The following is a 24610-nucleotide window of genomic DNA, read 5'->3' on the forward strand; positions in this document are numbered from 1 at the left end:
TGAAGTTAGGGGGAGTCAGGAAAGCTGACGGCCTCTAGCCGCGATAGGGCTAGTCGGAACGGCCAGAGTCCACCTCAGTCGGCAGGTCTACAGGTTGTTCAGGGGAAGGTGAACTGGCCGCATCTAGGGGAGGCTCTAGCGCCGAAGGAATAGGAGCAGGAGCCTCAGGGGCCACATCGGGTACAGCTAGCTTAGGTTCGATCAGGCGCTGTCGTAAGCGGCGGAATCGATTGAAAAACTGTCGGGAGTCAACTGCAGAGACATCGTCTGGTTCCATTGGCTGGGCTGGCTCCGACTCAGGTTCTGATGGCAGTCCTTCAATAATCTCGACCGGCATATCAGACGGCTCAGGAAGTTCTGGCTTGATTGAGCTTTTCGGCAGTCGCTCGGCTGCTGGAACACTCACCTCAGCTTCGTCTGTAGTAGCAGGCTGAGATTCTGAATCAACCGTTTTCTCTGGGGTCGGGACAGCCGTTTTAGACTGAGGTTGAGCTTTTGTAGGTGTTGATGGCTGCGATCGCTCAGACCGCTTTTCCTGAGGGTTGGCGGTTGGAGCCGCTGGGGGCAGGATTTCAGCTTCGGCGGCGGCAGGCTCCGGCGTCTCAGTTACAGCTTTTGCTGAGGGTTGCGAGACATCAGGCGAAGCAACCTCCGGCTCTAGAGCTGGTGCCTCACTAGCAGGCGGCTCATCAGGTACGGGCCGGAGACGGAAATCGGCTGGAGTTTCTAGGGTTTCTTCCGGTAGAGGTGCCTTGTCGGGGGCCTCTGGTGCCGGCAGCTTTTGGTCTGTCTCAGGCGATTTGGGCTGCGATTTGTCGGGCGCTGCCTGTCCACCTTCTGTCTGGGGAGATAGTTCGGGTTGAGCGGGAACCGGGGAAACTGGCTCAGCCACTTCGGGCTCGGTGGCTTCGGGTTCAGTGGCTGTCGGCGGTGTTTCTGGTACTACAGGGACTTCAGGTTCAATCGATTCAACCGGAGGCTCGGCGGGAACTGGCGGCGCTGCTGGCTCGGCTGGCGGCTCATAAGTTGGATCGATAATGCCCTTAATCGCAGCAATATCTAACTCATCGCGCACGAGCTGCGACAGGGTATCGCTGCCCCCCGGCTGATAGTCAATTACCCGCACCGTGTTGTTAAACGTATTGGCAATAGGGCTGCCCTGCTCGTCAATTAGCTCTAGCTGTACCCAGTTTTTACCCGGCTTGAATCCTTTGAGATAGATGGGCTGCCACTGGTCAAAGATAAAACTCTGGCCGTTGACGCTGCAGCGAATCCGCCAGTCAGGAATATCGTCCTCTGTATCTTCCTGGGCAATCATGTGCAGCGGCACATTATTTATATAGAAGTCCAGCATGATCGGTTCGGCCCCGTAGCTGCCTTGAGGGCGGCTGTAAGTGAGCAAGGGGCGATCGCGATCGAACTGGTAGGTTGGCGTTTTCGCATATATATGGAAGGTGAGCTGATCGTAAGCTCCCTGGTTTTTGAAGCTTTCATGCCAGGGACGGGAGGCAAACACCCGCAGCGTATGAGTTCCGGGAGACAGGTCTGTCAGCGTAACTGGCTGACTGGCATCGTAAACAGCCTGATAGGGCTGATCGTCTAAAAACAGATGCAAGTGCGGCCCCAGTTCCAGCGCCTCATCTTTAAATAGAGGCAAGTCTTGCACCTGCAGCCGCACCGAGACAGATTGGCTCTGAAACACCTGATCGGGGCGAGGCGCTGTGATTTTGACTTGGGGCTGGTAGATTTCTAAGAGCTGACCTAAAGACTGAACGGTTTCAGGCGGTGAAACTTCTGAAATCCCCCCTGCCAGGCGGTTAGGCTGCTCTGTTGGCTCACTCAGGAGCTGCTGGGGGGCAGACGGGCGATCGCTACAGCCGACTCCCCCCAAAGCGACCCCTAATATTAGCCAAAAGCTTAATAAATACCGCCATCCTTGCTGTCGCCAATTCATCCTAGCTACCTTTTTGTTCTGACTCACAAAGCCCAAACCCTATCTATAGAACATCACAAGCAGACTGCCAATTTTTCCACAGCCTGCCCAGGCTAAAGACTCTCATAGCAACCCTCTCACGGATTGGCCGCAATTTGATACCTGATAAGCGCAGCTTAAGGAAGCGATAAGTATTTATGAGATGAAATACCTGCAATCTTACGAGACTTATTGACTCTTTGTGCTCCGCAAAGAATGTTATTGAGATTTGTTAATGGAAAGCCTGTCGCCTATCAATTTCGTGCTTCCCTTAGCGTTGCAAGCCTGATGTACTCAGGATTTTCGCAGATTGAATTATTGTTAACCTGCTTAAAAAAAGGTCAGATCACCCGACTATAATGCTCAAGAGCACTCATTCCCGATGGGTCATGTCCTTCAACCGCTTTTCTAACCTGCGTTAGAAGGATGCGACTGATAAAACTCGGATTGAGATCATCTCGTTCTTGTCTAGAGAGAGGAGAGTCTCCATGACAACTACCCCGCGCGAGCGGGAGGCAAAGGCAAAGATCCTGGTTGACAAAGACCCAGTTCCTACTTCCTTTGAGAAGTGGGCCAAGCCTGGGCACTTTGACCGAACTTTAGCCCGAGGTCCCAAAACCACAACTTGGATTTGGAATCTCCATGCCGACGCTCACGATTTTGATAGTCATACCAGCGACCTAGAAGATATTTCCCGCAAGATTTTCAGCGCGCACTTTGGCCACCTGGCCATTGTGTTCGTCTGGCTGAGCGGTATGTATTTCCACGGCGCTCGTTTTTCTAACTATGAAGCTTGGTTAGCAGATCCCCTTAGTATCAAGCCCAGCGCACAGGTTGTTTGGCCGATTGTCGGCCAGGAAATCCTTAACGCAGATGTGGGCGGTGGTTTCCAAGGCATTCAGATTACGTCTGGCTTTTTCCAGCTATGGCGAGCTTCTGGTATCACCAATGAGTTCCAGCTATTTGCGACTGCCATCGGCGGTCTGGTAATGGCAGCTTTGATGCTGTTTGCTGGTTGGTTCCACTACCACAAGCGGGCACCCAAGCTGGAATGGTTCCAAAATGTTGAATCGATGTTGAACCACCACCTAGCAGGTCTGCTAGGTCTGGGCTGCCTTGGCTGGGCAGGACATCAGATTCACGTTTCCTTGCCCATTAATAAGCTTCTAGATTCTGGCGTAGCCCCTCAAGATATTCCGCTACCTCACGAATTTATTTTGGATAGAAGCCTGATGGCTGAGCTGTATCCCAGCTTCGCCCAAGGCTTGAAGCCTTTCTTCACCTTGAACTGGTCAGTTTATTCTGACTTCTTGACCTTCAAGGGCGGCCTGAACCCGGTCACGGGTGGTCTGTGGTTATCCGATACTGCTCACCATCACTTGGCTTTGGCGGTTCTATTTATTGTTGCTGGCCATATGTACCGCACCAACTGGGGTATTGGTCACAGCATTAAAGAAATGCACGCAGCCCACCGAGGCCCCTTCACAGGTGAAGGACACAAGGGACTCTATGAGATCCTGACGACTTCCTGGCATGCGCAACTGGCGGTTAACCTGGCCTTACTGGGTTCGCTGACCATCATCGTGGCCCACCACATGTACGCCATGCCGCCCTATCCATACCTGGCCACAGACTATCCGACGCAGCTATCGCTGTTTACCCACCACATGTGGATTGGCGGTTTTCTGGTTGTCGGTGCGGGCGCTCACGCTGCCATCTTTATGGTGCGCGACTATGAGCCGTCCAATAACGTCAACAACCTATTGGATCGGGTGATTCGTCACCGTGATGCCATTATTTCCCACCTGAACTGGGTTTGTATCTTCCTGGGCTTCCATAGCTTTGGTCTTTACATTCACAACGACACCATGCGTGCTCTGGGTCGTCCTCAGGACATGTTCTCTGATTCCGCCATTCAGCTACAGCCTGTCTTTGCCCAGTGGGTACAAAACCTACACGCGGCAGCCGCAGGTTCTACTGCGCCTAATGCTTTAGCTGGTGTTAGCCCAGTCTTTGGCGGTGATGTTGTCGCAGTGGGTGGCAAGGTTGCCATGATGCCGATCACCTTGGGGACGGCAGACTTCATGGTGCACCATATTCACGCTTTCACGATTCACGTCACCGTGCTGATTCTGCTCAAGGGCGTCCTGTTCGCTCGTAGCTCTCGTCTAATCCCCGACAAGGGTGAGTTAGGCTTCCGCTTCCCTTGTGATGGTCCAGGTCGGGGGGGCACCTGCCAGGTTTCTGGTTGGGACCATGTTTTCCTCGGTCTTTTCTGGATGTACAACTCCCTGTCGATTGTAATCTTCCACTTCAGTTGGAAAATGCAGTCGGATGTTTGGGGGACTGTTTCCGCTAACGGTTCGGTTTCTCACATCACGGCAGGTAACTTTGCAACCAGTGCAATCACGATTAATGGTTGGTTGCGCGACTTCCTGTGGGCTCAGGCTTCTCAGGTGATTGGTTCTTACGGTTCAGCCCTATCTGCGTACGGCTTGATGTTCCTGGGCGCTCACTTTGTTTGGGCCTTCAGCCTCATGTTCCTGTTTAGCGGTCGTGGTTACTGGCAAGAGCTAATTGAGTCAATTGTTTGGGCGCATAGCAAGCTCAAGGTTGCTCCGGCAATTCAGCCCCGCGCTCTGAGCATTACTCAAGGTCGGGCTGTTGGAGTAGCGCACTACCTCCTAGGAGGAATCGCCACTACGTGGGCGTTCTTCCTGGCTCGAATTATTGCAGTAGGATAAGAGCGCGGAGGACTCGATAAGACATATGGCAACTAAATTCCCAAAGTTTAGCCAGGATTTGGCTCAGGATCCGACAACACGTCGAATCTGGTATGGGATTGCCACTGCCCATGACTTTGAAAGTCACGATGGCATGACGGAGGAAAATCTCTATCAAAAGATTTTTGCTTCTCACTTTGGCCATCTGGCAATCATCTTCCTGTGGACCTCTGGTAATCTTTTCCACGTCGCCTGGCAAGGTAATTTCCAGCAGTGGGTCACCGATCCACTCAACGTGAAGCCCATCGCCCATGCGATTTGGGATCCTCACTTTGGTCAGCCTGCGGTGGATGCGTTCACCCAAGCTGGCGCTTCCGGCCCCGTGAATATCGCCTATTCTGGGGTCTACCACTGGTGGTACACCATCGGTATGCGCACCAACAATGATTTGTATTCCGGTGCGGTGTTCCTCTTGATTTTGTCTGCAGTTTTCCTGTTCGCAGGCTGGCTGCACCTTCAGCCCAAGTTCCGTCCGAGCCTTTCCTGGTTCAAAAACGCAGAGTCTCGCCTCAATCACCACCTAGCGGGTTTGTTTGGCGTTAGCTCTCTAGCGTGGACGGGTCACTTGGTACACGTCGCTATTCCCGAATCTCGCGGACAGCATGTGGGCTGGGATAACTTCTTGTCTACCCCGCCTCACCCCGCAGGTTTGGCTCCCTTCTTCACGGGTAACTGGGGCGTTTACGCTCAAAACCCGGATACGGCGAGCCATGTCTTTGGTACTTCCGAAGGCGCTGGAACGGCGATTCTGACCTTCTTGGGGGGGTTCCATCCTCAGACGGAGTCTCTCTGGCTGACGGATATGGCTCACCACCACCTGGCGATCGCAGTGATTTTCATCATTGCTGGCCACATGTACCGGACGAACTTCGGTATTGGTCACAGCATTAAGGAAATCCTCAAAACTCACCGCCCTCCTGAGGGAACGCCCTTCGGCGGTGCGCTAGGTAAAGGTCATGAGGGTTTGTATGATACGCTCAACAACTCTCTGCACTTCCAACTCGCGTTGGCGCTGGCCTCTCTCGGTGTAATCACTTCTCTAGTGGCGCAGCACATGTACGCGCTGCCTCCCTATGCCTTCATGGCGCAGTCTTACACCACGCAGGCGGCTCTGTATACTCACCACCAGTACATTGCTGGCTTCATCATGGTGGGGGCGTTTGCTCACGGAGCAATCTTCCTCATCCGGGACTACGATCCCAAAGCCAACGAAAACAACGTATTGGACCGGGTACTGCAGCATAAGGAAGCGATTATTTCTCACCTGAGCTGGGTTTCCCTGTTCTTGGGCTTCCATACCCTAGGTCTGTACGTCCACAACGACGTGATGCAGGCTTTTGGTACGCCTGAGAAGCAGATTCTGGTTGAACCTGTCTTTGCTCAGTGGGTTCAAGCTGCTTCTGGTAAAGCGCTTTATGGCTTCAATACGCTGCTGTCTAATCCTGACAGCGTCGCGACGGGAGCAGCCAACGGGATTTACCTTGATGGCTGGCTCGATGCAATCAACAGCGGAGCCAACTCCCTGTTCTTGACCATCGGCCCTGGCGACTTCCTGGTTCACCACGCGATCGCCCTCGGCTTGCATACCACCACCTTGATCCTGGTCAAGGGCGCGCTGGATGCTCGCGGTTCTAAGCTAATGCCGGACAAGAAAGACTTCGGCTACAGCTTCCCTTGCGATGGCCCTGGTCGTGGCGGTACTTGCGACATCTCTGCTTGGGATGCTTTCTACCTGGCAGTCTTCTGGATGCTTAACACCATTGGTTGGGTTACCTTCTACTGGCACTGGAAGCATCTGGCAATTTGGTCAGGCAACGTCGCTCAGTTCAATGAAGGGTCTAACTACCTGATGGGCTGGCTACGCGACTACCTCTGGCTGAACTCGTCTCAGTTGATCAACGGTTACAACCCGTATGGCATGAACAACCTAGCGGTTTGGTCCTGGATGTTCCTCTTTGGACACCTGGTCTGGGCAACGGGCTTCATGTTCTTGATCTCTTGGCGGGGTTACTGGCAGGAACTCATCGAAACCCTAGTTTGGGCACATGAGCGCACCCCGCTAGCTAACCTGGTTCGCTGGAAAGATAAGCCGGTGGCAATGTCGATCGTTCAAGGTCGTCTGGTTGGTTTAGCTCACTTCACTGTGGGTTACATCCTTACCTACGCCGCCTTCCTGATTGCCTCAACGTCTAGTCGATTTGGCTAGCGTAGGCGATTAACTAATCGGTTAAACCCCCTCAGGCGATCGCTTGAGGGGGTTTTCTTTTGTATTAGATTTTGAGCTGTCAGATGCGAGAACTCTCTGCGGTCATTACACCTGGGCTTTGGCAGTTGTTTGAGAGGCTAGAAACTTCTCTAGCTCGGTGAGTGCCTCGCCATCTACTTTAGTTTGCATGGGGCAGAACTTGGGGCCACACATGGAGCAGAATTCTGCGGTTTTATAGATGTCGGCAGGTAAGGTTTCATCATGGTATTCCCGCGCCCGGTCAGGATCGAGGGACAGCTCAAACTGGCGGTTCCAGTCGAAATTGTAGCGGGCTTTAGAAAGTTCATCATCGCGATCGCGGGCACCAGGACGGTGACGGGCAATATCCGCCGCATGAGCCGCAATTTTGTAGGCAATCAGACCGTTGCGAACATCCTCGGCATCGGGCAGACCCAGGTGCTCCTTCGGCGTTACGTAGCAGAGCATGGCGGTACCGTACCAGCCAGCCATCGCCGCGCCAATCGCTGAGGTGATGTGATCATAGCCGGGGGCAATATCTGTTACCAACGGCCCTAGCACATAGAAGGGCGCTTCCGAACACTCTTCCATCTGCTTGCGCACGTTAAATTCGATCTGATCCATTGGCACGTGGCCGGGGCCTTCCACCATCACCTGCACGTCATGTTCCCAGGCGCGGCGAGTCAACTGGCCCAGGGTTTTTAGCTCAGCTAGCTGAGCCTCATCTGAAGCGTCATGCTGACAGCCTGGTCGTAGCGAGTCTCCCAGGCTGAAGGAAACATCATACTTTTTGAAAATTTCGATGATGTCATCAAAGTGGGTGTAGAGCGGATTTTGCTGGTGGTGATGCAGCATCCACTGAGCTAGAATGCCACCCCCGCGCGAGACAATCCCCGTGAGGCGATGGCGCACCAAGGGCAAATGCTCAATCAAAATTCCGGCATGGATGGTCATATAGTCCACTCCCTGCTGGGCATGCTTTTCAATTATCCGCAGAAAGTCATCAGCACTGAGATTGGCTACATCCCCGTGTACGCTCTCTAATGCTTGATAAATCGGCACCGTGCCAATGGGAACCGGCGAGTCCTGAATAATGGCCGAGCGAATTTCATCGAGGTTACCGCCGCCGGTAGAGAGATCCATGACCGTATCAGCCCCATACTTAACGGCGAGCCGCAGCTTGTCTAGCTCTTGCTGAATGTCTGAGGAGTTGGGGGAAGCGCCGATATTGGCGTTGACCTTGCATTTAGAAGCAATGCCAATAGCCATTGGCTCTAAGTTGGGATGATTGATATTGGCTGGAATAATCATCCGCCCCCGCGCGACCTCGTCACGGATTAGTTCCGGCGGCAAGTTCTCGCGCTGAGCCACGTAGTTCATTTCTTCGGTAATCACTCCCTGACGGGCGTAGTGCATCTGGCTAACATTGGCCTGACCGCGACGCTTGGCAATCCATTGACTTCTCATGAATTAATTCCTCGGTTGTCAGAATGCGGAAAAATAGTTTGAAGCTGCAAAACAGTCCCCCCTCACACGGAGGCACTAGGGGCTGCTTGCTTAAAGCGATCGCCTACTTTGCAGAAAACACAGTCCTGCAGCCTCGCTCTAGACACTTATTTACAGTCCCGTAATCAGCCATAGAGAACCTGTCTTGCCAGCAGATTGCGATCGCAATTCGCTAGCAAGCTCTCTTATAGCTACGGCCAGGATCATCTGGTAAGTCTTCGACTCGCTCCAAGCGCAAATCTGCTTTATCGCGGTCAGAACGCCTCGTTCGTCGCTTCGGTGTAATACCTCAATCAACGCTTCCCTCCGCTGGTGTTAACCAGGTCAGGTTCTGAGGGTATGATCTCAGCCCGATTACTCGGACACCCCTAGCTTGCTGATGATTGTAGCACCTCCGTTAGGCGGCAGGGGATTGCGTAATGTTGATTTATGCAGCGTAAATTAAATTGTGAATAGAACCTTTTGAGTTTTTCATTTGCAAAGCAAGTCCATGATGGCGATCGCTACGCGCGAAATTACTTATAGCCCTGCCTATACTCTGGTTCCGACTTACGAATGCTTTAACCGCTGCACCTACTGTAACTTTCGCCGCGATCCGGGTCAGAGTCCGTGGCTAGCGCTGGAGCAGGCTAGCGCAATTTTGAGTCCTTTGCGATCGCAGGGCGTGATTGAAATCCTAATTCTCAGCGGTGAGATTCACCCTCAAAGCCCACGGCGGCGGGCCTGGCTGCAGCATATTTACGACCTCTGCGAGTTAGCTTTGGCGATGGGATTTCTGCCGCACAGTAACGTTGGTCCCCTTAGCTTTGCGGAAATGCAGTATCTCAAACAGGTCAATGTCTCCATGGGCCTGATGCTAGAGCAGCTCACCCCCAAGCTGCTTGAAACAGTTCATCGCTACGCTCCCAGCAAACTGCCTCAGGTGCGGCTACAGCAGCTTACCTGGGCAGGTCAGCTGAAGATTCCCTTCACCACCGGACTGCTGCTGGGCCTTGGCGAAACTGAGGCAGACTGGCAGCAGACCTTAGCGGCGATCGCCCAGACGCATCAGCAGTGGGGCCATATTCAAGAAGTAATTCTACAACCCCATCAGACCGGACAAACGCAGCTAGAAGCGAGAAGTCAAATAGAGATTGAGCGCTTGCAAAGGGCGATCGCTCTAGCCCGTGAGGTATTACCTACTGATATCACGCTGCAAATTCCGCCCAATCTGCTAGAGGGCGACGAAACCCTCTTAGCTTGCCTAGACCTTGGTATCCGCGATCTAGGCGGTATTGGCCCTAAAGACGAGGTCAATCCCGACTATCCCCACCTGCAACCGCCTCATCTTTCAAAGCTGCTAAAGGTTCAGGGCTGGCAGCTCCGCCCCCGCCTCCCCATTTACCCTCAGTATGACGATTGGCTTTCTCACAAACTACACTCTGCCGTCAAGCAGTGGCGAGGGAAACTAGCCGACTGTTAGTTTTCTTAGCTGCGCGTCTGGGTTAGGATTTGGGCCAAATTGTCCAGATTGCTGAAGGCATTGAGGCTACCGACAATGCGTTTAGTGGGGCGAGGCCAGACCCGAATTAGGGTTGGTGTGGCGGAAATATGATCGGCTTCTGCCTGGTCGGGATGCTTGTTGACATCTACCACCTTCAGCGTGTAAGGATCCTGCATAGTTTGATCCAAAAGGTGATGCAAATTTCCCAAAATGGTCGCTGTCTGAGTGTCCTGTCCCCCGATGTAAAGCCGAAAGACAAACCCTGAGGGTTTTTGAGGGGCTGTCTTAGCCGGGGGCAGTCCAGCCGGGGCTGAACCCGCCGGAGAATCTGTCAGCTTCACCTCGAAGACTAAATTATGATTTTCCCATAGAGGAGGAAACCGGGCGCGATGGCTTTCAATCACCAAGGGATTGCAGGCTTCCTCTGGTTGCAAAACAGGCTGCCAGTCTATCCATTCCAGGTTGAATAGGGCACTTAGCAGAGGCCGATATTTGAAGACGGGCAGATAGGCTTCGGCATATTGACGCGGTTGCCGGGTATGCAGATCAATCCAAACATCCAGCGTAGCCGTGTAGCAGGGAAGTAAAAAATGGGGCGGTTCGGCTAGACCCAGCAGATCCTGCAGGGTTGCGCACAGATGTAGGTGCCAGCGAGCCTGTTTTTGAGGATCAATACAATAGACAACGTCCCCCCCCGGCGTAAACAAGGCAATACCTTTAAACGCTTGAGGAGAGACGTCAGCTGGGTTACTCACAGCGCTTAAATCCGGCCCCGTAGCATTTGCGCCATTTCGTTCTGACGAGGTGACATTTCTAGGGCCACCTCTTCCGTGATCCGCCCGGCTTCATAAAGAGCATAGAGCGACTGATTCATCGTACACATGCCATCAAAAGTACACTTGGGAATCAGGGCTTCCGCTTCATCGAGTTCGCCTCGCATGATGTAGTCCTTAATGGCGTCTGTGTTGATCATGATGTCGTGGAAGGCAGCCCGCTTACCATCAGTAGTGCGGCACAGCCCCTGGGCAATCACAGCAACTAGCGATTCCGCAATTGAAACCCGCACTGGCCCTTGCTGATCCGGCTCGTAGAGGTTCAAAATCCGCTCTACGGTTTTGATAGCGCTGTTGGTGTGCAGAGTTCCCATTACCAAGTGTCCGGTTTGAGCCGCTTTCAGGGCGGTGTTGACCGTTTCTTTGTCCCGCATTTCACCAATGAGGATGATGTCGGGATCTTCCCGCAGCGAGGCCTTGAGGGCATTGTCAAACTTGAGGGTATTGATGCCGACTTCCCGCTGCTTGATCAGCGATCGCTGACTGGTATGGACAAACTCAATGGGATCCTCAATGGTGATGATATTGCGAGGCATCTCCTTGTTGATGTAGTCAATCATGGCTGCCAGGGTAGTTGACTTACCTGATCCTGTTGGCCCGGTAATCAGAATTAGCCCTTTGTGATAGTGACAGACATCTCTGAAGACGGGCGGCAGATTGAGCTGGTCAATCGTCAAGATTTTGACCGGAATCAAACGCATCACCAATGCTGGGCCATGCAGCGAATCAAAGATATTGATTCGCACCCGCGTGAAGTCGAACTGAGCGGCACCGTCAAAGTCTAGAGTCTGCTTAAACCTTTGAATCTCATCTGGCTTAAGCACTTCCTCTAGCCAGGTATAAAACGTGTTTTCGTCTGTGACCGGATAGTCAGTCATTAAAATCTGACCGCGATCGCGAAAGCGAGGAACCTCTCCTACGCCGATGTGAACGTCTGAGTAGCCTTTATCGAAAGCTTCGCGGACAATTTTGCCCAGCGTCATCCCGCTGCTGTTGACCTTAACTCCCGCCGCGGTTGAAGGCATTGGCGGCGGCGCGGCTGCTCGATGCCCAGCAGGCGGCGCCGGACGCTGATGCTGCGGTGGCGGCGCTGGTGGACGTCCTGGCGGCGGCGGGGGAGGTGACATCCGAGGAGGAGCGGGCGGACGGTTGGAATCTGTCATAGAGGTTCCCTTACAACAATCTGCTAAACGCTAAATTACTCGATTGCGATGGTTCATAGGTTGCCCAAGGCTAACAAAAAAGTGAGCGGCTCACTTCAAACTTACGCTCAATCGGCCCAAAATTCCCAGCAGGCTGCTGCCAAAACCAGCTATTTAGCCTTCTAGTCGCAGAGACATCACTGCCATCACAGCCCGCAGAGAAAAAATATCCCTGGCGGCTAAGCCTATCTCCAACAGCGTCAAGGCGCGATTCCATCTAGTTCCTCGCCAAACCGTAACTCTACTGGTCTCTGCCCAACATGTGCATTGGCAAACAGACTGGTCACCACACTGAGCCTTAGCATAGCGAACTCAAACACTTTCAGCGTCTTAAGTTTCAAGATTTTAAGGTTTTGCCCTTTGCGCTTGAGGACAACTGGCTTCTAAGTGACACCTCATCTCTTAAACATTCTTTATATGGCTGCCCATCTCTACTCTTTTAACGGCTCAAGAGGTGATTAGACAAGAGTTTTTAACGATTACTTGGCGCTGGTAACTAATAACACCAACCAAGTTTGGAGAAGTCCATTTGAACTATCTTTAAAGCGATGCGGGTAAGTATTGAAAGATACAAAGCCATTTTATTAGAGTTTACAACCATCCTAAAGATAGATTTTCATGACATGAAACTTGTCTTCACCCTAAACTGGGAAATTGCCGAACCATAATTGGGGATCGCCTATTCTGAGTAAAATACAGCCTATATAAACGGTTCAGTCGATTCTCCTTTTTAGTACAGATTATGCATTCAAAAATATCTTCTCTCGAATGTTTCAACTTGCTTAACAAGGAAGTCGCTTGTAAACTTTGGCAAACAAGATAAAGCTAATCAAGTCAGTCTCGGTATACTGTTAAAACGTTAAGAAAAGCGTATTGTTATTTTTTCTTGTCTTGGCGAACACCTATTCTCAGAAGACAAGCTGCTGTATTTAAAGCAATTAAAGGAGAGAAAGTTATGGCGATCGTAAGATCTCAAAGCTCCGATGGCTGGGCGTTATTGTCCCTTTTGAAAAGCTTCCTGGTTTGGATGCTGATTCTAGAAGTTTGCTTTTTGGTGATTGGATTTCCGGTGGTGACTCTGATTACAGCAGGGGCCGCTGTAGCCGCGATCGCTCTTTTGCCTCTGATGCCAGCTAATGCTGTCCTCTTTGTCGTCAGCGCTGTGATTGGCGCTAATCTACTGGGGGTAACTCTGCTGTCAATTGGCCTTACCCTCAAGGGTGTCTATCCTCATGAGGTAAGCTGGTTGGGCTGGCTGAATCAAGAGTCGGAAGGCAGCCAGGCTCCGGTCTATGCTGCTTGCCCACTTACTTGTGATGTCCAATCTATTGCTGTGCGATAAATTCAGATTGAAGGCGGCAACTCGCTTGCTGGGTTAGCCAGCAGACTTAACCGAATAAGTCACAGCCATATTGGCTCATAAAGCCTCTTTCTGCCGAAAGGGGCTTTTGCTGTGCGGCGCTTTAACGCTCTAAATTGAATATTTACAGGGCACAGGCAGCGCCCTATTCTTCCTAGCAGGACAAATCAGTTTTTAAGTCAGCCGTGCTACGCTAGTAAAGTTGTGAAAAATCGCACATCTGGTATTTCGGGTGTCTTAGCAAGGTGATTTAACCTTTGCACAGGAAGCAAATACCGCTTCCGCCCAAGATACAGCCAGATGGAGGATAAACCCGAAAGGAGAAAATTTATGGCTGTTGTTTCTTTGGCTCAGCTTCTGGAGTCAGGTGTTCACTTTGGGCACCAGACCCGTCGCTGGAATCCCAAAATGGATCCCTACATCTTTACGTCTCGTAATGGGGTCCACATTATTGATCTAGTTCAGACCGCTAAGTGCGTCGAAGACGCTTACAGCTATATTCGCGACGCGGCTGAAGGGGGGCAAAAGTTCCTGTTTGTTGGCACCAAGCGTCAGGCTGCGGGCATTGTGGCCCAAGAAGCTAGCCGCTGCGGTTCTTACTACATCAACCAGCGCTGGCTGGGTGGAATGCTCACCAACTGGGCCACTATCAAGACGCGGGTAGAGCGACTGAAAGAGCTAGAGCGGATGCAGGAAACTGGGGCAATTGATTTGCGACCCAAGAAGGAAGGTGCCGTCCTGCGCCGCGAGATGGAAAAGCTGCAAAAGTATCTTGGCGGTATCAAGCTGATGCGGCGAATTCCTGACGCGGTGATTGTCGTTGATCTACGCCGGGAATATAACGCTGTTCAAGAATGTCAGAAGCTTGATATTCCCATCATCGCGCTGCTAGATACAAACTGCGATCCTGACGTAGTTGACATTCCGATTCCGGCCAATGACGATGCTATTCGCTCGATTAAGCTAATTTTGGGCAAGCTGGCAGACGCTATCTACGAAGGCTCTCATGGTCAGCTCGACAGCGATGATGACTATGAAGACTACGAAGGAGCTGAGGAAGATTACGAGGACGAAGACGAAGTGCCAGCCGCTTCCGCTGATGACAGCGATGACAGTGACGACGGCAATAGCTAATTGAAACAGGCTATAGATTGATAGAGTTCTTAGAGGTTTAGCAAATAGGGCACCTATGGCGGACATATCTGCAAAACTTGTCAAAGAGCTGCGCGACAAGACAGGCGCAGGCATGATGGACTGTAAAAAGGCTCTCAAAGAAAACGACGGCGACTTGGAGAAGTCCGTTGAGTGGCTGCGGCAGAAAGGAATTACCTCTGCCGCCAAAAAAGAGGGCCGGGTAGCGGCAGAAGGTTTGGTTCACAGCTATATTCATACGGGTGGCCGAGTGGGCGTGCTGGTTGAAGTTAACTGTGAAACGGATTTTGTAGCCCGTCGCGAGGAGTTCAAGTCACTGGCGCAGGACATTGCGATGCAAATCGCAGCCTGCCCCAACGTCGAGTATGTCAGAGCAGAAGATATTCCCTCTGATATTGTCGAAAAAGAGAAGCAAATCGAGATGGGCCGGGACGATCTCTCGAAGAAACCAGAAAATATTCGAGAGAAAATTGTCCAGGGACGTATTGATAAGCGTCTCAAAGAGCTATCGCTGTTGGATCAGCCTTTCATCAAAGATCAGAGCATCACTGTGGAAGAGTTAGTCAAACAGCACGTGGCTAAGATAGGCGAAAACATTCAGGTACGCCGCTTTGCCCGGTTCATTCTGGGTGAAGGGATTGAAAAAGAAGAAACTAACTTTGCTGATGAAGTAGCCGCTCAAGCGGGTAAAAAGTAAAAACCCGCAGCGGCTTACAGCGATCTAGTAAATGCTAGGTCTTTTTTGGAGATAGCAGGTCAGCTTTGGCGTGGCCTGCTTTTTTGCACATAGAGAGCCTGCTCGAATGGCGAAGAGAATCGCTATCCTGAGAAAGGCGATGGGTCTGACTTTACTGTGGCGAGCGCATGGTGCGAGCAGTTGAACAAATTAAGCGGGAGCTGTCTGCTTTAGAGCAGGCAACTGAGCAGTTAGCAAAAGAATTCAGGGATCTTTATCAGCAGTATTTGACGGAGCTAGGGCAGGCTGCAAAGCGACAGTTGGTCTTAGCGAGCTATCATCTGTGCACACAAGCCTATCCCGATCGCTTTTTGCAGCTCTCAGTTCCTCAGCGACAGAGGCTGCAGCAGGCTTTACAGGCGCTCGGCAAGAAAGTGGGCGCTGAGCTGCTACGGCAGTTGGAACGGCTAGAAGAACCTTCTATGCCCAGCGGAGAGCGTATCATCACGCTGCAGGATCTACCCCCTCAGTTACTCTCCGAAATTGCGGCAGCGGTCAAGGGAGAACCCCTAGAAAGTTCAGACAGTTCGGATCTGGAGGTGGCGGTTGAGACGCTAGATAGCTCTGAAATTTCAGGGGCCGAGATCACAGACGATTATGAGTCTCTAGCAGAGGTCGGTTCGCCTGAGAGCGATCAGGGCTTGGAAGAGGCCGAGGCGGCAGATTTGGAGGCGGCTGAGACGGATTCTGACTCAGCCACAGAAGAGTCTCAGGCCGCTAAAGACTCTTTGGCAGAAATGGCTAAGCTGCTGAACCAGGCTGTTACGAGTGATGCGTCAGCCACCGATACTTTAACGCCTGTGGAATTAGTTAAGCGCCACATGCGGCTAGAGCATTCTATTCGCGGCGTTTTGCGCGTACTTTCGCAAGATGCTAATCAGCTCCTGAAGCAGGCCAAGATTTTGCCTGATCTACCAGAGTCAGTTTTGGCGGCGGCAGCAGAGGCAGAAGCGCTAACAGAGGTGGCCTCTAACACGCCGAACGTGCTGAACGTGCTGGTAGAGCTGAGCGATGATGAATATGACGCTGAAGACGATGACGCCGAAGACGATGGGGAAGCGGAAACAGATAATGCCGAGGCGGAAGCGCCCGATCCGGCAGCCATGACCCACCTAGTGGCCGTCAATTTAAGGCTGTCTGAGGTCGAGTTTACTGACTCGACGGTGGCTGTCTGGCGCACTAAGATTCGGGAACAGCTCGCCCGTTTAAAGGGACTAGCGCAGCAGTATCAGCAGAAGCAGCGAGAGCGGGCGATCGCTGAGGCCGAGGCCGCTTGGAGAGCGAGCTGGTTTGAAAGTTAGGGTTTGAAAGCGTGATGAGCGATCGCGATCCCTCAGATTTACCTGATTGGCTACGTTTGCAAAAGGCATTGGCCCTAGAAGCCGATCATGGCTTTAACGACCTGGTAGGAAAACAGCAGCGCTTTAGCGAGTTCCTGCGAGACAGCCTCTGCCAGCCCCCCCATAGCCTGTCTGATGCTGAGCAAACTCAGTGGCGATCGCTAGCCGCGTCCTTTCAAGCCTACAGCGAACTCAGCTTTGCCAAACGGCAGCATCTCGTGGCCGATACTCGCCGCAGCCTTTACCAGACCCGTCGCCGCCTGGAAGAGACCGCTACTCAACAGCTCTCACTGCAGGCTACCTCTTCCCAGAGTCCGCCTACCAAAACAGTCCGGGCTAAGCCTCCCAAAACCAAGGAGCTAACCGCTCCACCAACCTCAGCCGCTCGGCTCCCTGATCTCGATCAGCCACTCACCTACCTAAAGGGGATTGGCCCCAAGAACAGCGATCGCCTAGCCAAGCTCGGTCTTTATACCGTGCGGGACGTGCTGTACTACTATCCCCGCGATCATATCGACTATGCCCGTCAGGTCACTATTCGCAACTTAGAACCGGGCGAAACCGTCACCATTGTCGGGACGGTAAAGCGCTGCACCTGTTTTAACAGTCCCCGCAATGCCAAACTGACTATCTTCGAGCTGCTGATTCGCGATCGCAGCGGTCAGCTCAAAATTAGCCGTTTTTTCGCCGGTAGCCGCTACCGGCATCGCGGTTGGCAAGAGCGGCAGAAACGGCTGTATCCGCTGGGGTCTACGGTGGCGGCTTCGGGCTTAGTGAAGCAAAACAAATACGGCCTGACGCTGGATGACCCTGATATTGAACTGCTCGACAGTGCCGGGGCGATCGACTCTCTCACCGTGGGCCGCGTAGTGCCCGTCTATCCACTGACGGAGGGAGTGGCGGCAGATTTAGTCCGGCGAGCGGTAGTCGGCGCTTTGCCCGCTGCGGTGGGGCTGAAAGATCCGCTACCGGCGGCGCTGCGAGAGCAGCAGGGGCTAGTCAAACTGCCCATCGCGATCGCCCATATTCATTTTCCGCCCGATTCAGATGCCTTAGCAGCCGCGAGACGGCGTTTGGTCTTTGACGAGTTCTTTTATCTACAGTTGGGACTACTGCGGCGACGGCAAGAGCAGCGACAGGTGCAAACTGAGGTAACCCTCACCCCGACCGGACGGCTGATTGATGCTTTTTATCAGGTGCTGCCGTTCGCTCTGACGGCAGCCCAGCAGCGGGTAGTCAATGAAATTCTCAATGACCTGCAGCAGCCGACGCCGATGAACCGTTTGGTGCAGGGAGATGTGGGATCGGGGAAGACGGTGGTGGCGGTGGTGGCTATTCTAGCGGCCATTCAGGCCGGGTATCAGGCAGCGCTGATGGCTCCGACCGAAGTATTAGCCGAGCAGCACTACCGCAAGCTGGTGAGCTGGTTCAACCTGCTGCATTTACCCGTTGAGCTGCTGACCGGATCGACGCGAGCCGCCAAGCGGCGGGAGATGTTTGCCCAGCTCCAGTCGGGCGAACTGCCGCTGCTGGTCGGCACCCATGCCCTAATTGAAGACCCGGTTCAGTTTCAGGCGCTGGGGCTGGTGACCATTGACGAGCAGCACCGCTTCGGCGTACAGCAGCGGGCGCGCCTGCAGCAAAAAGGGCAAAATCCCCACGTACTGACCCTGACTGCGACTCCTATTCCCCGGACGTTAGCGCTGACGCTCCACGGTGACCTTAATGTCAGCCAGATTGACGAGCTGCCTCCCGGACGCAAAGCGATTCAAACTACGCTGCTGACCGGGCGCGATCGCAATCATGCCTATGACCTAATTCGGCGTGAGATTGCTCAAGGGCGACAGACCTATGTGGTGCTGCCGCTAGTTGAAGAGTCAGAAAAGCTGGATTTGAAGTCAGCTATTGAAGAACATCAGCGGCTGCAGGAAAGCATTTTCCCAGAGTTTCAGGTGGGGCTGCTGCACGGACGCATGACTTCGGCAGAGAAAGACCAAGCGATTACTCAGTTCCGCGATCGCCAAACCCAGATTCTAGTGTCTACAACGGTTGTCGAAGTTGGCGTCGATATTCCCAATGCCAGCGTTATGCTGATTGAACACGCCGAGCGCTTTGGTCTGTCCCAACTGCACCAGCTCCGAGGCCGGGTCGGGCGGGGGGCCGATCAGTCCTATTGCCTATTGATGAGCGCTACCAAGAACGAAACGGCAATCCAACGGCTCAAGGTTTTAGAGCAGTCTCAAGACGGCTTCTTTATCTCAGAGATGGATATGCGCTTTCGGGGGCCGGGACAGGTGCTGGGTACGCGGCAGTCAGGGCTGCCGGACTTTGCTTTAGCTAGCCTGGTAGAAGATCAAGACGTGCTGGAGCTGGCTCGTACGGCGGCAGAACAAATCATTGCCGAGGACTCGACCTTGGAGCTATGGCCGCTGATGAAAGCCGAGCTTGCCCGCCGCTATCAAAAACTCATGGGCGGCGCGATTTTGACTTAGCGGGAACTATAAACGACAAGTTTCTGCCTCAGTGATTTCCTGGAGCAGCGTTTTTTGAGTTCTCCGTGAATACGCTGGAGGTAACTCGATCAAATCCTGCCTTTTCTCGTGAGAATACTGGTTTTTCATCAAAATTCCAGATATAAAGCAAAATCTTGAGTAGCTGTAAGCGGTTGAGCTTTGAGGCAAGCTTATGGCTGAAACTTTTGCAGGCGATTTGAGTATTCTGGCTTCCCAGGCACATTCTCCATTGGCAGAGGGCTTAAATCCGCTTGTCAAGCCGGAAAGTGTGGGAGAGACTTTTTGGCAACTGGCTGATTTGGTTGAGCACAGCTCAGCTGCCGCCGAATTAGCCCCCCAGCTCTTGACCATTTCGCCCCTATTTGAGCCGCACGAGGCCGATGCCGCGATCGCTCCTGAGTCATCCGATCGCCTCACTGGTCAGCTTCATGCTCCCCTGCAACCCGATCGCTTGCTAGTAGACCAGCCTGTTCCCTCATTCAATATGTCCTTAACTCAGGCTTGGGAAACGGCTCGAACCCAGCTATCCCAGTTTTTAGCCGATCCTCGATTTGAAACCGCGATCGCTACCGCCTTTGGCAGCGAAATAGAGGCTGGACTAGCCCGACAGATAATTACGGACTGGACACAAGAGCGATCGCTGCCTGAACTAGAAATCGTGCCGTCAGCGGTATTGCAGGCCAGAGGAGCTTTCTCAGCTGCTAACCAGACTGTTTACTTGGGACAAGATCTGCTGGCGCAAAATGCTCAAAGCGCGATCGCGGCTGTTTTACTGGAGGAATTGGGGCACGCCTTAGATAGTCAGTTGAACTCAGTGGATGCGACTGGGGATGAGGGCGCCATTTTTGCCGCTTTGGTGCGGGATGAGGCGATCGCACCTACTGATTTAGCTGCGCTCAAAGCTGAAAACGATCACGCTGTTCTGCACTGGCAAGATCGGGTTTGGGCCGTAGAGCAAGCTGCCCTGGGTGAGTTTACCGTCGGCAGCAGCGGCGAGGTCGGGGTTGAATTCGTCTTTGACAGCGGAGCCTATACGGGGGAACTGGCTATCTTCAGCTTGGCAGGGATGGAAACACTGACCCCCGGCTCAACGGCCTATATCAAAGAAGCCGCGCGGCGCGCTTTGAGCCATTCACCGACGGGCTACATTGTGATTGCCGATGCCGAGCAGGGGGCGCAAATTTCCGGAGAACTGGGTGAACGGAACTGGAATCGAGGCGGCTATGGCGGATTGCAGTCCGTTGCCCTCACCCCAGGGGATACCTTTGGCCTCATGCTGGTCCCAGATGATAGCGTTCAGTCCGTTTTTGATCAGCCCGATCGCGGCGGCAAACATCGGCCCTTGTTTTCAATAGAAGCCGCTAACCCGGAAGGTTTTATCCAAATGGGGCAGCTTGCTAATGGCCTGTTTGCGATGGAAGATCTGCGGCGCGATCGCCGTTCGGACAGCGACTTCAACGACCTGATTTTCAAAATTACGGGGGCAGCCGGACAGGCCGTATCAGTCGAGGCTTTGCTACCCCGCCGTCAGGACTGGCAGAATACCTCTATTTTTGAAAAGATTCTAGCAACTGCTGGCAGCTTCCCTAGCAGTCCTCCCTCGACTCCAGCGATTGACCCTAATTCCGGCAATCCGACTGGTGCTGGCGATCCAAGCAGCAATCCGGGCGGTACGGCTAACCCTGGTGGTTCTACTGGCGGTAATCCGGGCGGCCTGCCGACAACGCTGCTCACTTCTTTTGCCGATAGCTTAGTTAAATTCGAGCCGGCTTTTTCTGAAACCGCGATCGCTGCCCTGAACGGCAGTCAGATTTCTCTGGGGGACAAAACAATTTATATCGGCACCCAGCAGGTCAGCGCCAACAATCAGAACCCGATTATCAGCCTGTTTGACAGTGCTAACCCACTCAACAACTGGACACGCACCGACTATGAAGTCACCGGCACTGACGGACGCGGCATCGGTTTGGCTTGGACAGGCAGTGACCTCTACGGCATTTTCACCGTCGATGGCACTCAGGGATCAGCCAGCGAAGATTTTCGCCGTGCCAGCCAAGATGCCCAGCAGAACTGGCTCAGAAGCTACGGGCAGGGGGGCGGTGCCAAGGTATCGGTGATCGGACGGCTAGATTTAGCCACAGGGGAACTGCTGGATGCAGCCTATCTCTCTGCCCTATTGAACAGCGGTAATAGCAATACGCTGGTCGCCAATAATATCGCTGTCAACAGTGCCGGCAATCTGATTGTGAGTGCCGATTCATTCTTTTCTCCTCGCCGACCAGACGGCAGCCAAATGCAGCAATTGACTACCTCAGATTCTCCCTTTGCCTACACTGTGGAGATCTTACCTAACCTGAAGCAGGTCGTTAGTACTCAGGCAGTCGGCTGGATTTAGCCTCGTCTAAGGTTGAGAATGCCGCTAATACTGAGAGCGCTTAAGCGAACTAGGGAAACAGGATGACGGCTCAGCTCCGTAATCACAATTAAAGTCAAGATACCGTCGCATCAGGGCTAGCAGCTTTTCCCGCTTGAAGGGTTTGTGCAACACCGCGTTGCAGCCAGCAGCTAGCATGGCAGAGCAACTCTCAGCAAAAGCAGTCGCGGTCAGCGCAACAATTACGGTTGGTGCTAGTTCCTGCTGAGCTTCAGCGGCTCGAATCCGGCGAGTGGCTTCATAGCCGTCTAGCCGAGGCATCCGTATATCCATCCAAATGAGGTCTGGACGCCACTCTTGCCAAAGCAGCAATGCTTCTTCGCCATCAGCAGCAATCTGAAAATCCATGCTTAAAGACTCCATGAATCGCTGCAGTAGCAACTGATTGACCTGATTATCTTCCACAATGAGGATGCGATAGCGGCGTTGATTACTGACGCCTCGGACAGCTCTATTTAGCTGGTCAGAGACGACATCCTGAGCAGGATAGCTGTTCTCCTCCACCTGAATTGTGAACGTTACCTGTGTCCCGTGCCCGACCTCGCTATTAATTTCAATATCCCCTCCCATCAGCTGCACGTACTGCCGACTGATTGACAATCCCAGCCCGCTTCCCTGGCCTGACTTAATGCCTGACTGGGTTTGCTGAAAGGGTTGGAAGAGAACTGACAACTCCTCCGGTGCGATGCCGGTGCCCGTATCTTCCACTGTAAAGCGCAGAGTCTTGTAGCAATGAGGCTGGCAGGCGTCTAAGCTGGCAGGTGTTGGCTGCACGGGATGGTGAGTAACTGCCGCAACGTGCAAATGCACATGGCCGGTCTGGGTGAACTTAATGCTGTTGCCGAGTAAGTTTAATAAAACCTGACGCAGCTTGCCGGGATCGGTGGAGATGCGGGTGGGCAGTTCCGGATCTTGATAGATCTGCAGGCTGAGCTTTTTATCTTGTGCTTCTAGACGTAGCATGTCCCGCAGTTCCTGCAGCAGGCAGGATAAGTCGAATATCTCAGAATCTAGCTGCATTCGACCCGCTTCAATTTTCGACAGCTCTAGAACGTTTTTGATCAGTCCTAACAGATGTTCGCCGCTAGTGTTGATAATGCTGACATATTCCTGATGCTGACTGGTCAACCCGGAATCGCAGTGCATCAGCTGGGCAAAGCCGAGAATAGCATTGAGTGGGGTACGTAGTTCGTGGCTCATATTAGCCAGAAACTCGCTTTTGGCTCGATTGGCTTTGTCTGCGACTTCTTTGGCCTGCTGGAGAGCCTGCGCTTGTTCTTGCGTTTGCTGAAAAAGTTCGGCTTGCTGAATAGCGACGCCAAGCTGATCGCTGATGCGGGTCACGATGCGAATTGCTTCAGACTGCCAGTGACGAGGATGCGTGTTCTGATGGCAGATCAGGAGTCCCCAAAGACAGCGTCTTGAAAAAATAGGTACTGTCAGGTAGGCGCGTACCTGAATGCTCTCTAGCAGGTCGATATAGCAGGCGCTAAAGTTGCGAGTGTAGATATCTTCTACGCTCAGGTAGGGAGTTCCTGGATTGTAAAGACCGCCTTGGGTTTCCTGGAGGTAGGTATCTCGAATTCTAGCCGCTTTATCTGCGAGGAGGCGAACAGTACACTTGTCTGCTTGAAGCAAGTCGGCGTTCCAGGGAGAGTCTGCTGACTGCTCATCTAGCAGCGATCGCCCCGCACCTAAGGCTTCAGCAATAATGTCGCCGCTCCAATCTGGATTAAACCGATAGACAATCACGCGATCGCAGTCGATCGCCTTTCTCAGCTCCTGGGTTGCTGCCCGAAAAATTGTTGTCAAATCCAAGCTCTGACGCATCTGCTGAATGACGCGGGCGACAGTGCGCTCTTGCTGAGCTACCTGAGTCAACTGCACGTTAGCCTGCTGCAGTTCGACTGTCCGTTCTGCAACTCGCTGTTCCATTTCGGCATAGGCTGCCCGAAGCGCTGCTTCTGCGTGCTCTCGCTGTAGTTCAGCAGACGCTTTGGCTGCCAGTATGTGCATAATTGCTTCTGCCTCTGGCTGGGTGAGCAAAGGCTGATGATGAACAATGCACAGCGAACCAATGACCTTGCCTGTGGCCCCTAGCAGCGGCACCCCAAGATAGTAGTTAACATTGCCCAGGGCTGCTAAAGCGGCAGAGTGAGGAAACTGGTCTCGAACATTTTTGCTGCAATAGGCAGGCTGCCCGCTGCGAATAGTTTGCTCACAGGGATGGCCGCTGAGGGACTGGTTCCAAGGTGGCTTGTTTTCACCCTGGCTCCAAAAGGCCAGCATGTGGAGCTGATCTGGCTCAGCCTCATTCCACTCTGAAACGAGGGCATGATCAGCGCCAGTGGCTTGCGCCAGCTGTTGTACTAAGGCTGAAAAGAAGGCTTCTCCGGTAACAGAGGCAGTGGCTTCTAAGAGATTTTGCAGCGTCTCTTGAGCGTGTTTACGAGCAGCGACCTCCTGCTCCAGTTGCTGATTCAATTCTTCCAGTTCCTGGGGCGATCGTAAGGCTAAGAACTGAGGCATCCACTCAACTAGCCGGATAGCAGTGAAGCAAGAGATAAAAGCAGTGAAAGCGCGCTCTGCTCCTGCCATCCAGTAGTTGGGAAACCACAACGTCCAGATATCTAGCAAATGGCCAATGCCGCAGGCCGTAATGAATAAACTGAATAGAACAAAAACCTTGGTAAAAGGGGTGTTTTGACGCCTATGTACGAAATACACCAGTATCGCCGGAATGGAAAAGTAGGCGATCGCGATCAGCAGATCGCTGATCAAATGTAATCCGACGAGGGGCTTTTGCCAAAGATAGCAGTGACCGTGCGGGACGTAATGCAGTTCGGCGGAGAAAATGGATTGCAACCAATTATTCATCTTGCTTTTGATCCGGCAGTAACCACGCGCCTTAGGGGCGCTTTCTCAGCTTTGACTGGGGACTTAATTTTTCCAGTGTTTGTAACATACAATCTCGGCAGGCAGCTGGCGGTATGACCTTAGATGTAGCACTTCAGCGCTTGCCCTCGCCCCTAAGAATGCCAGTCTTCTCCAATTCTTCAAGGCGATTCTGGT

14 protein-coding genes and 1 riboswitch are annotated in these 24610 nt (G+C 52.9%); of the genes, 9 read left to right on the top strand and 5 right to left on the bottom strand.

Translation table 11 applies throughout. The features are described 5' to 3' along the window. Positions 1-49: 49 nt before the first annotated feature. The gene (locus tag QJQ48_RS18455) at positions 50-1954 is read right to left on the bottom strand and encodes a hypothetical protein (RefSeq protein WP_346292720.1); all 1905 of its coding nucleotides are present in this window, start codon (positions 1952-1954) and stop codon (positions 50-52) included. Between the two features lie 506 nt (positions 1955-2460). Here QJQ48_RS18455 and psaA point away from each other — a divergent pair. After that, positions 2461-4716: a photosystem I core protein PsaA gene (gene psaA, locus QJQ48_RS18460; RefSeq protein WP_346292721.1), complete on the top strand. Its 2256-nt coding sequence runs from the start codon at positions 2461-2463 to the stop codon at positions 4714-4716. Positions 4717-4741: 25 nt separating this feature from the next. After that, on the top strand, positions 4742-6961 hold the full coding sequence (psaB, locus tag QJQ48_RS18465) for a photosystem I core protein PsaB (RefSeq protein WP_346292722.1): 2220 nt from the start codon (positions 4742-4744) through the stop codon (positions 6959-6961). A 105-nt stretch (positions 6962-7066) separates the two neighbouring features. On the opposite strand, the gene thiC is transcribed toward psaB, so the two are convergent. Next, entirely contained in the window at positions 7067-8446 is a 1380-nt protein-coding gene (gene thiC / locus QJQ48_RS18470; protein ID WP_346292723.1) for a phosphomethylpyrimidine synthase, read from the bottom strand. A 323-nt stretch (positions 8447-8769) separates the two neighbouring features. After that, a riboswitch (TPP riboswitch) is annotated at positions 8770-8865 on the bottom strand. Between the two features lie 110 nt (positions 8866-8975). Here thiC and cofG point away from each other — a divergent pair. Beyond that, positions 8976-9947, top strand: a complete 972-nt coding sequence (gene cofG, locus QJQ48_RS18475; protein ID WP_346292776.1) for a 7,8-didemethyl-8-hydroxy-5-deazariboflavin synthase subunit CofG — start codon at positions 8976-8978, stop codon at positions 9945-9947. A 5-nt stretch (positions 9948-9952) separates the two neighbouring features. Here the strand turns inward: cofG and QJQ48_RS18480 are convergent, their stop codons facing one another. Further along, the gene (locus tag QJQ48_RS18480) at positions 9953-10723 is read right to left on the bottom strand and encodes a circadian clock KaiB family protein (RefSeq protein WP_346292724.1); all 771 of its coding nucleotides are present in this window, start codon (positions 10721-10723) and stop codon (positions 9953-9955) included. 5 nt (positions 10724-10728) lie between these two features. Continuing rightward, a complete protein-coding gene (locus tag QJQ48_RS18485; protein ID WP_346292725.1) occupies positions 10729-11964 on the bottom strand; it encodes a type IV pilus twitching motility protein PilT in 1236 nt (411 codons plus the stop codon). A gap of 994 nt (positions 11965-12958) precedes the next feature. On the opposite strand from QJQ48_RS18485, the gene QJQ48_RS18490 reads away from it, so the two are divergent. From QJQ48_RS18490 to QJQ48_RS18515, 6 genes are all read left to right on the top strand, one after another. Further along, the gene (locus QJQ48_RS18490; RefSeq protein WP_346292726.1) at positions 12959-13345 is read left to right on the top strand and encodes a hypothetical protein; all 387 of its coding nucleotides are present in this window, start codon (positions 12959-12961) and stop codon (positions 13343-13345) included. Between the two features lie 348 nt (positions 13346-13693). After that, entirely contained in the window at positions 13694-14497 is an 804-nt protein-coding gene (gene rpsB / locus QJQ48_RS18495; protein WP_346292727.1) for a 30S ribosomal protein S2, read from the top strand. Between the two features lie 55 nt (positions 14498-14552). Then, positions 14553-15212, top strand: a complete 660-nt coding sequence (gene tsf, locus QJQ48_RS18500) for a translation elongation factor Ts (protein ID WP_346292728.1) — start codon at positions 14553-14555, stop codon at positions 15210-15212. Between the two features lie 167 nt (positions 15213-15379). Next, positions 15380-16552 (top strand): hypothetical protein, encoded by a 1173-nt coding sequence (locus QJQ48_RS18505; RefSeq protein ID WP_346292729.1) that lies wholly within the window; start codon positions 15380-15382, stop codon positions 16550-16552. Between the two features lie 14 nt (positions 16553-16566). Next, positions 16567-19083, top strand: a complete 2517-nt coding sequence (recG, locus tag QJQ48_RS18510; protein ID WP_346292730.1) for an ATP-dependent DNA helicase RecG — start codon at positions 16567-16569, stop codon at positions 19081-19083. Positions 19084-19276: 193 nt separating this feature from the next. After that, on the top strand, positions 19277-21499 hold the full coding sequence (locus tag QJQ48_RS18515; protein ID WP_346292731.1) for a DUF4114 domain-containing protein: 2223 nt from the start codon (positions 19277-19279) through the stop codon (positions 21497-21499). A 24-nt stretch (positions 21500-21523) separates the two neighbouring features. Here QJQ48_RS18515 and QJQ48_RS18520 read toward each other — a convergent pair whose 3' ends face one another. After that, positions 21524-24415 (bottom strand): GAF domain-containing protein, encoded by a 2892-nt coding sequence (locus QJQ48_RS18520; RefSeq protein ID WP_346292732.1) that lies wholly within the window; start codon positions 24413-24415, stop codon positions 21524-21526. Positions 24416-24610: the final 195 nt, after the last annotated feature.

The sequence above is a fragment of the Sphaerothrix gracilis Ecp01 genome (assembly GCF_030405905.1).
In the GTDB taxonomy this organism is placed as follows: domain Bacteria; phylum Cyanobacteriota; class Cyanobacteriia; order Phormidesmidales; family Phormidesmidaceae; genus Sphaerothrix; species Sphaerothrix gracilis.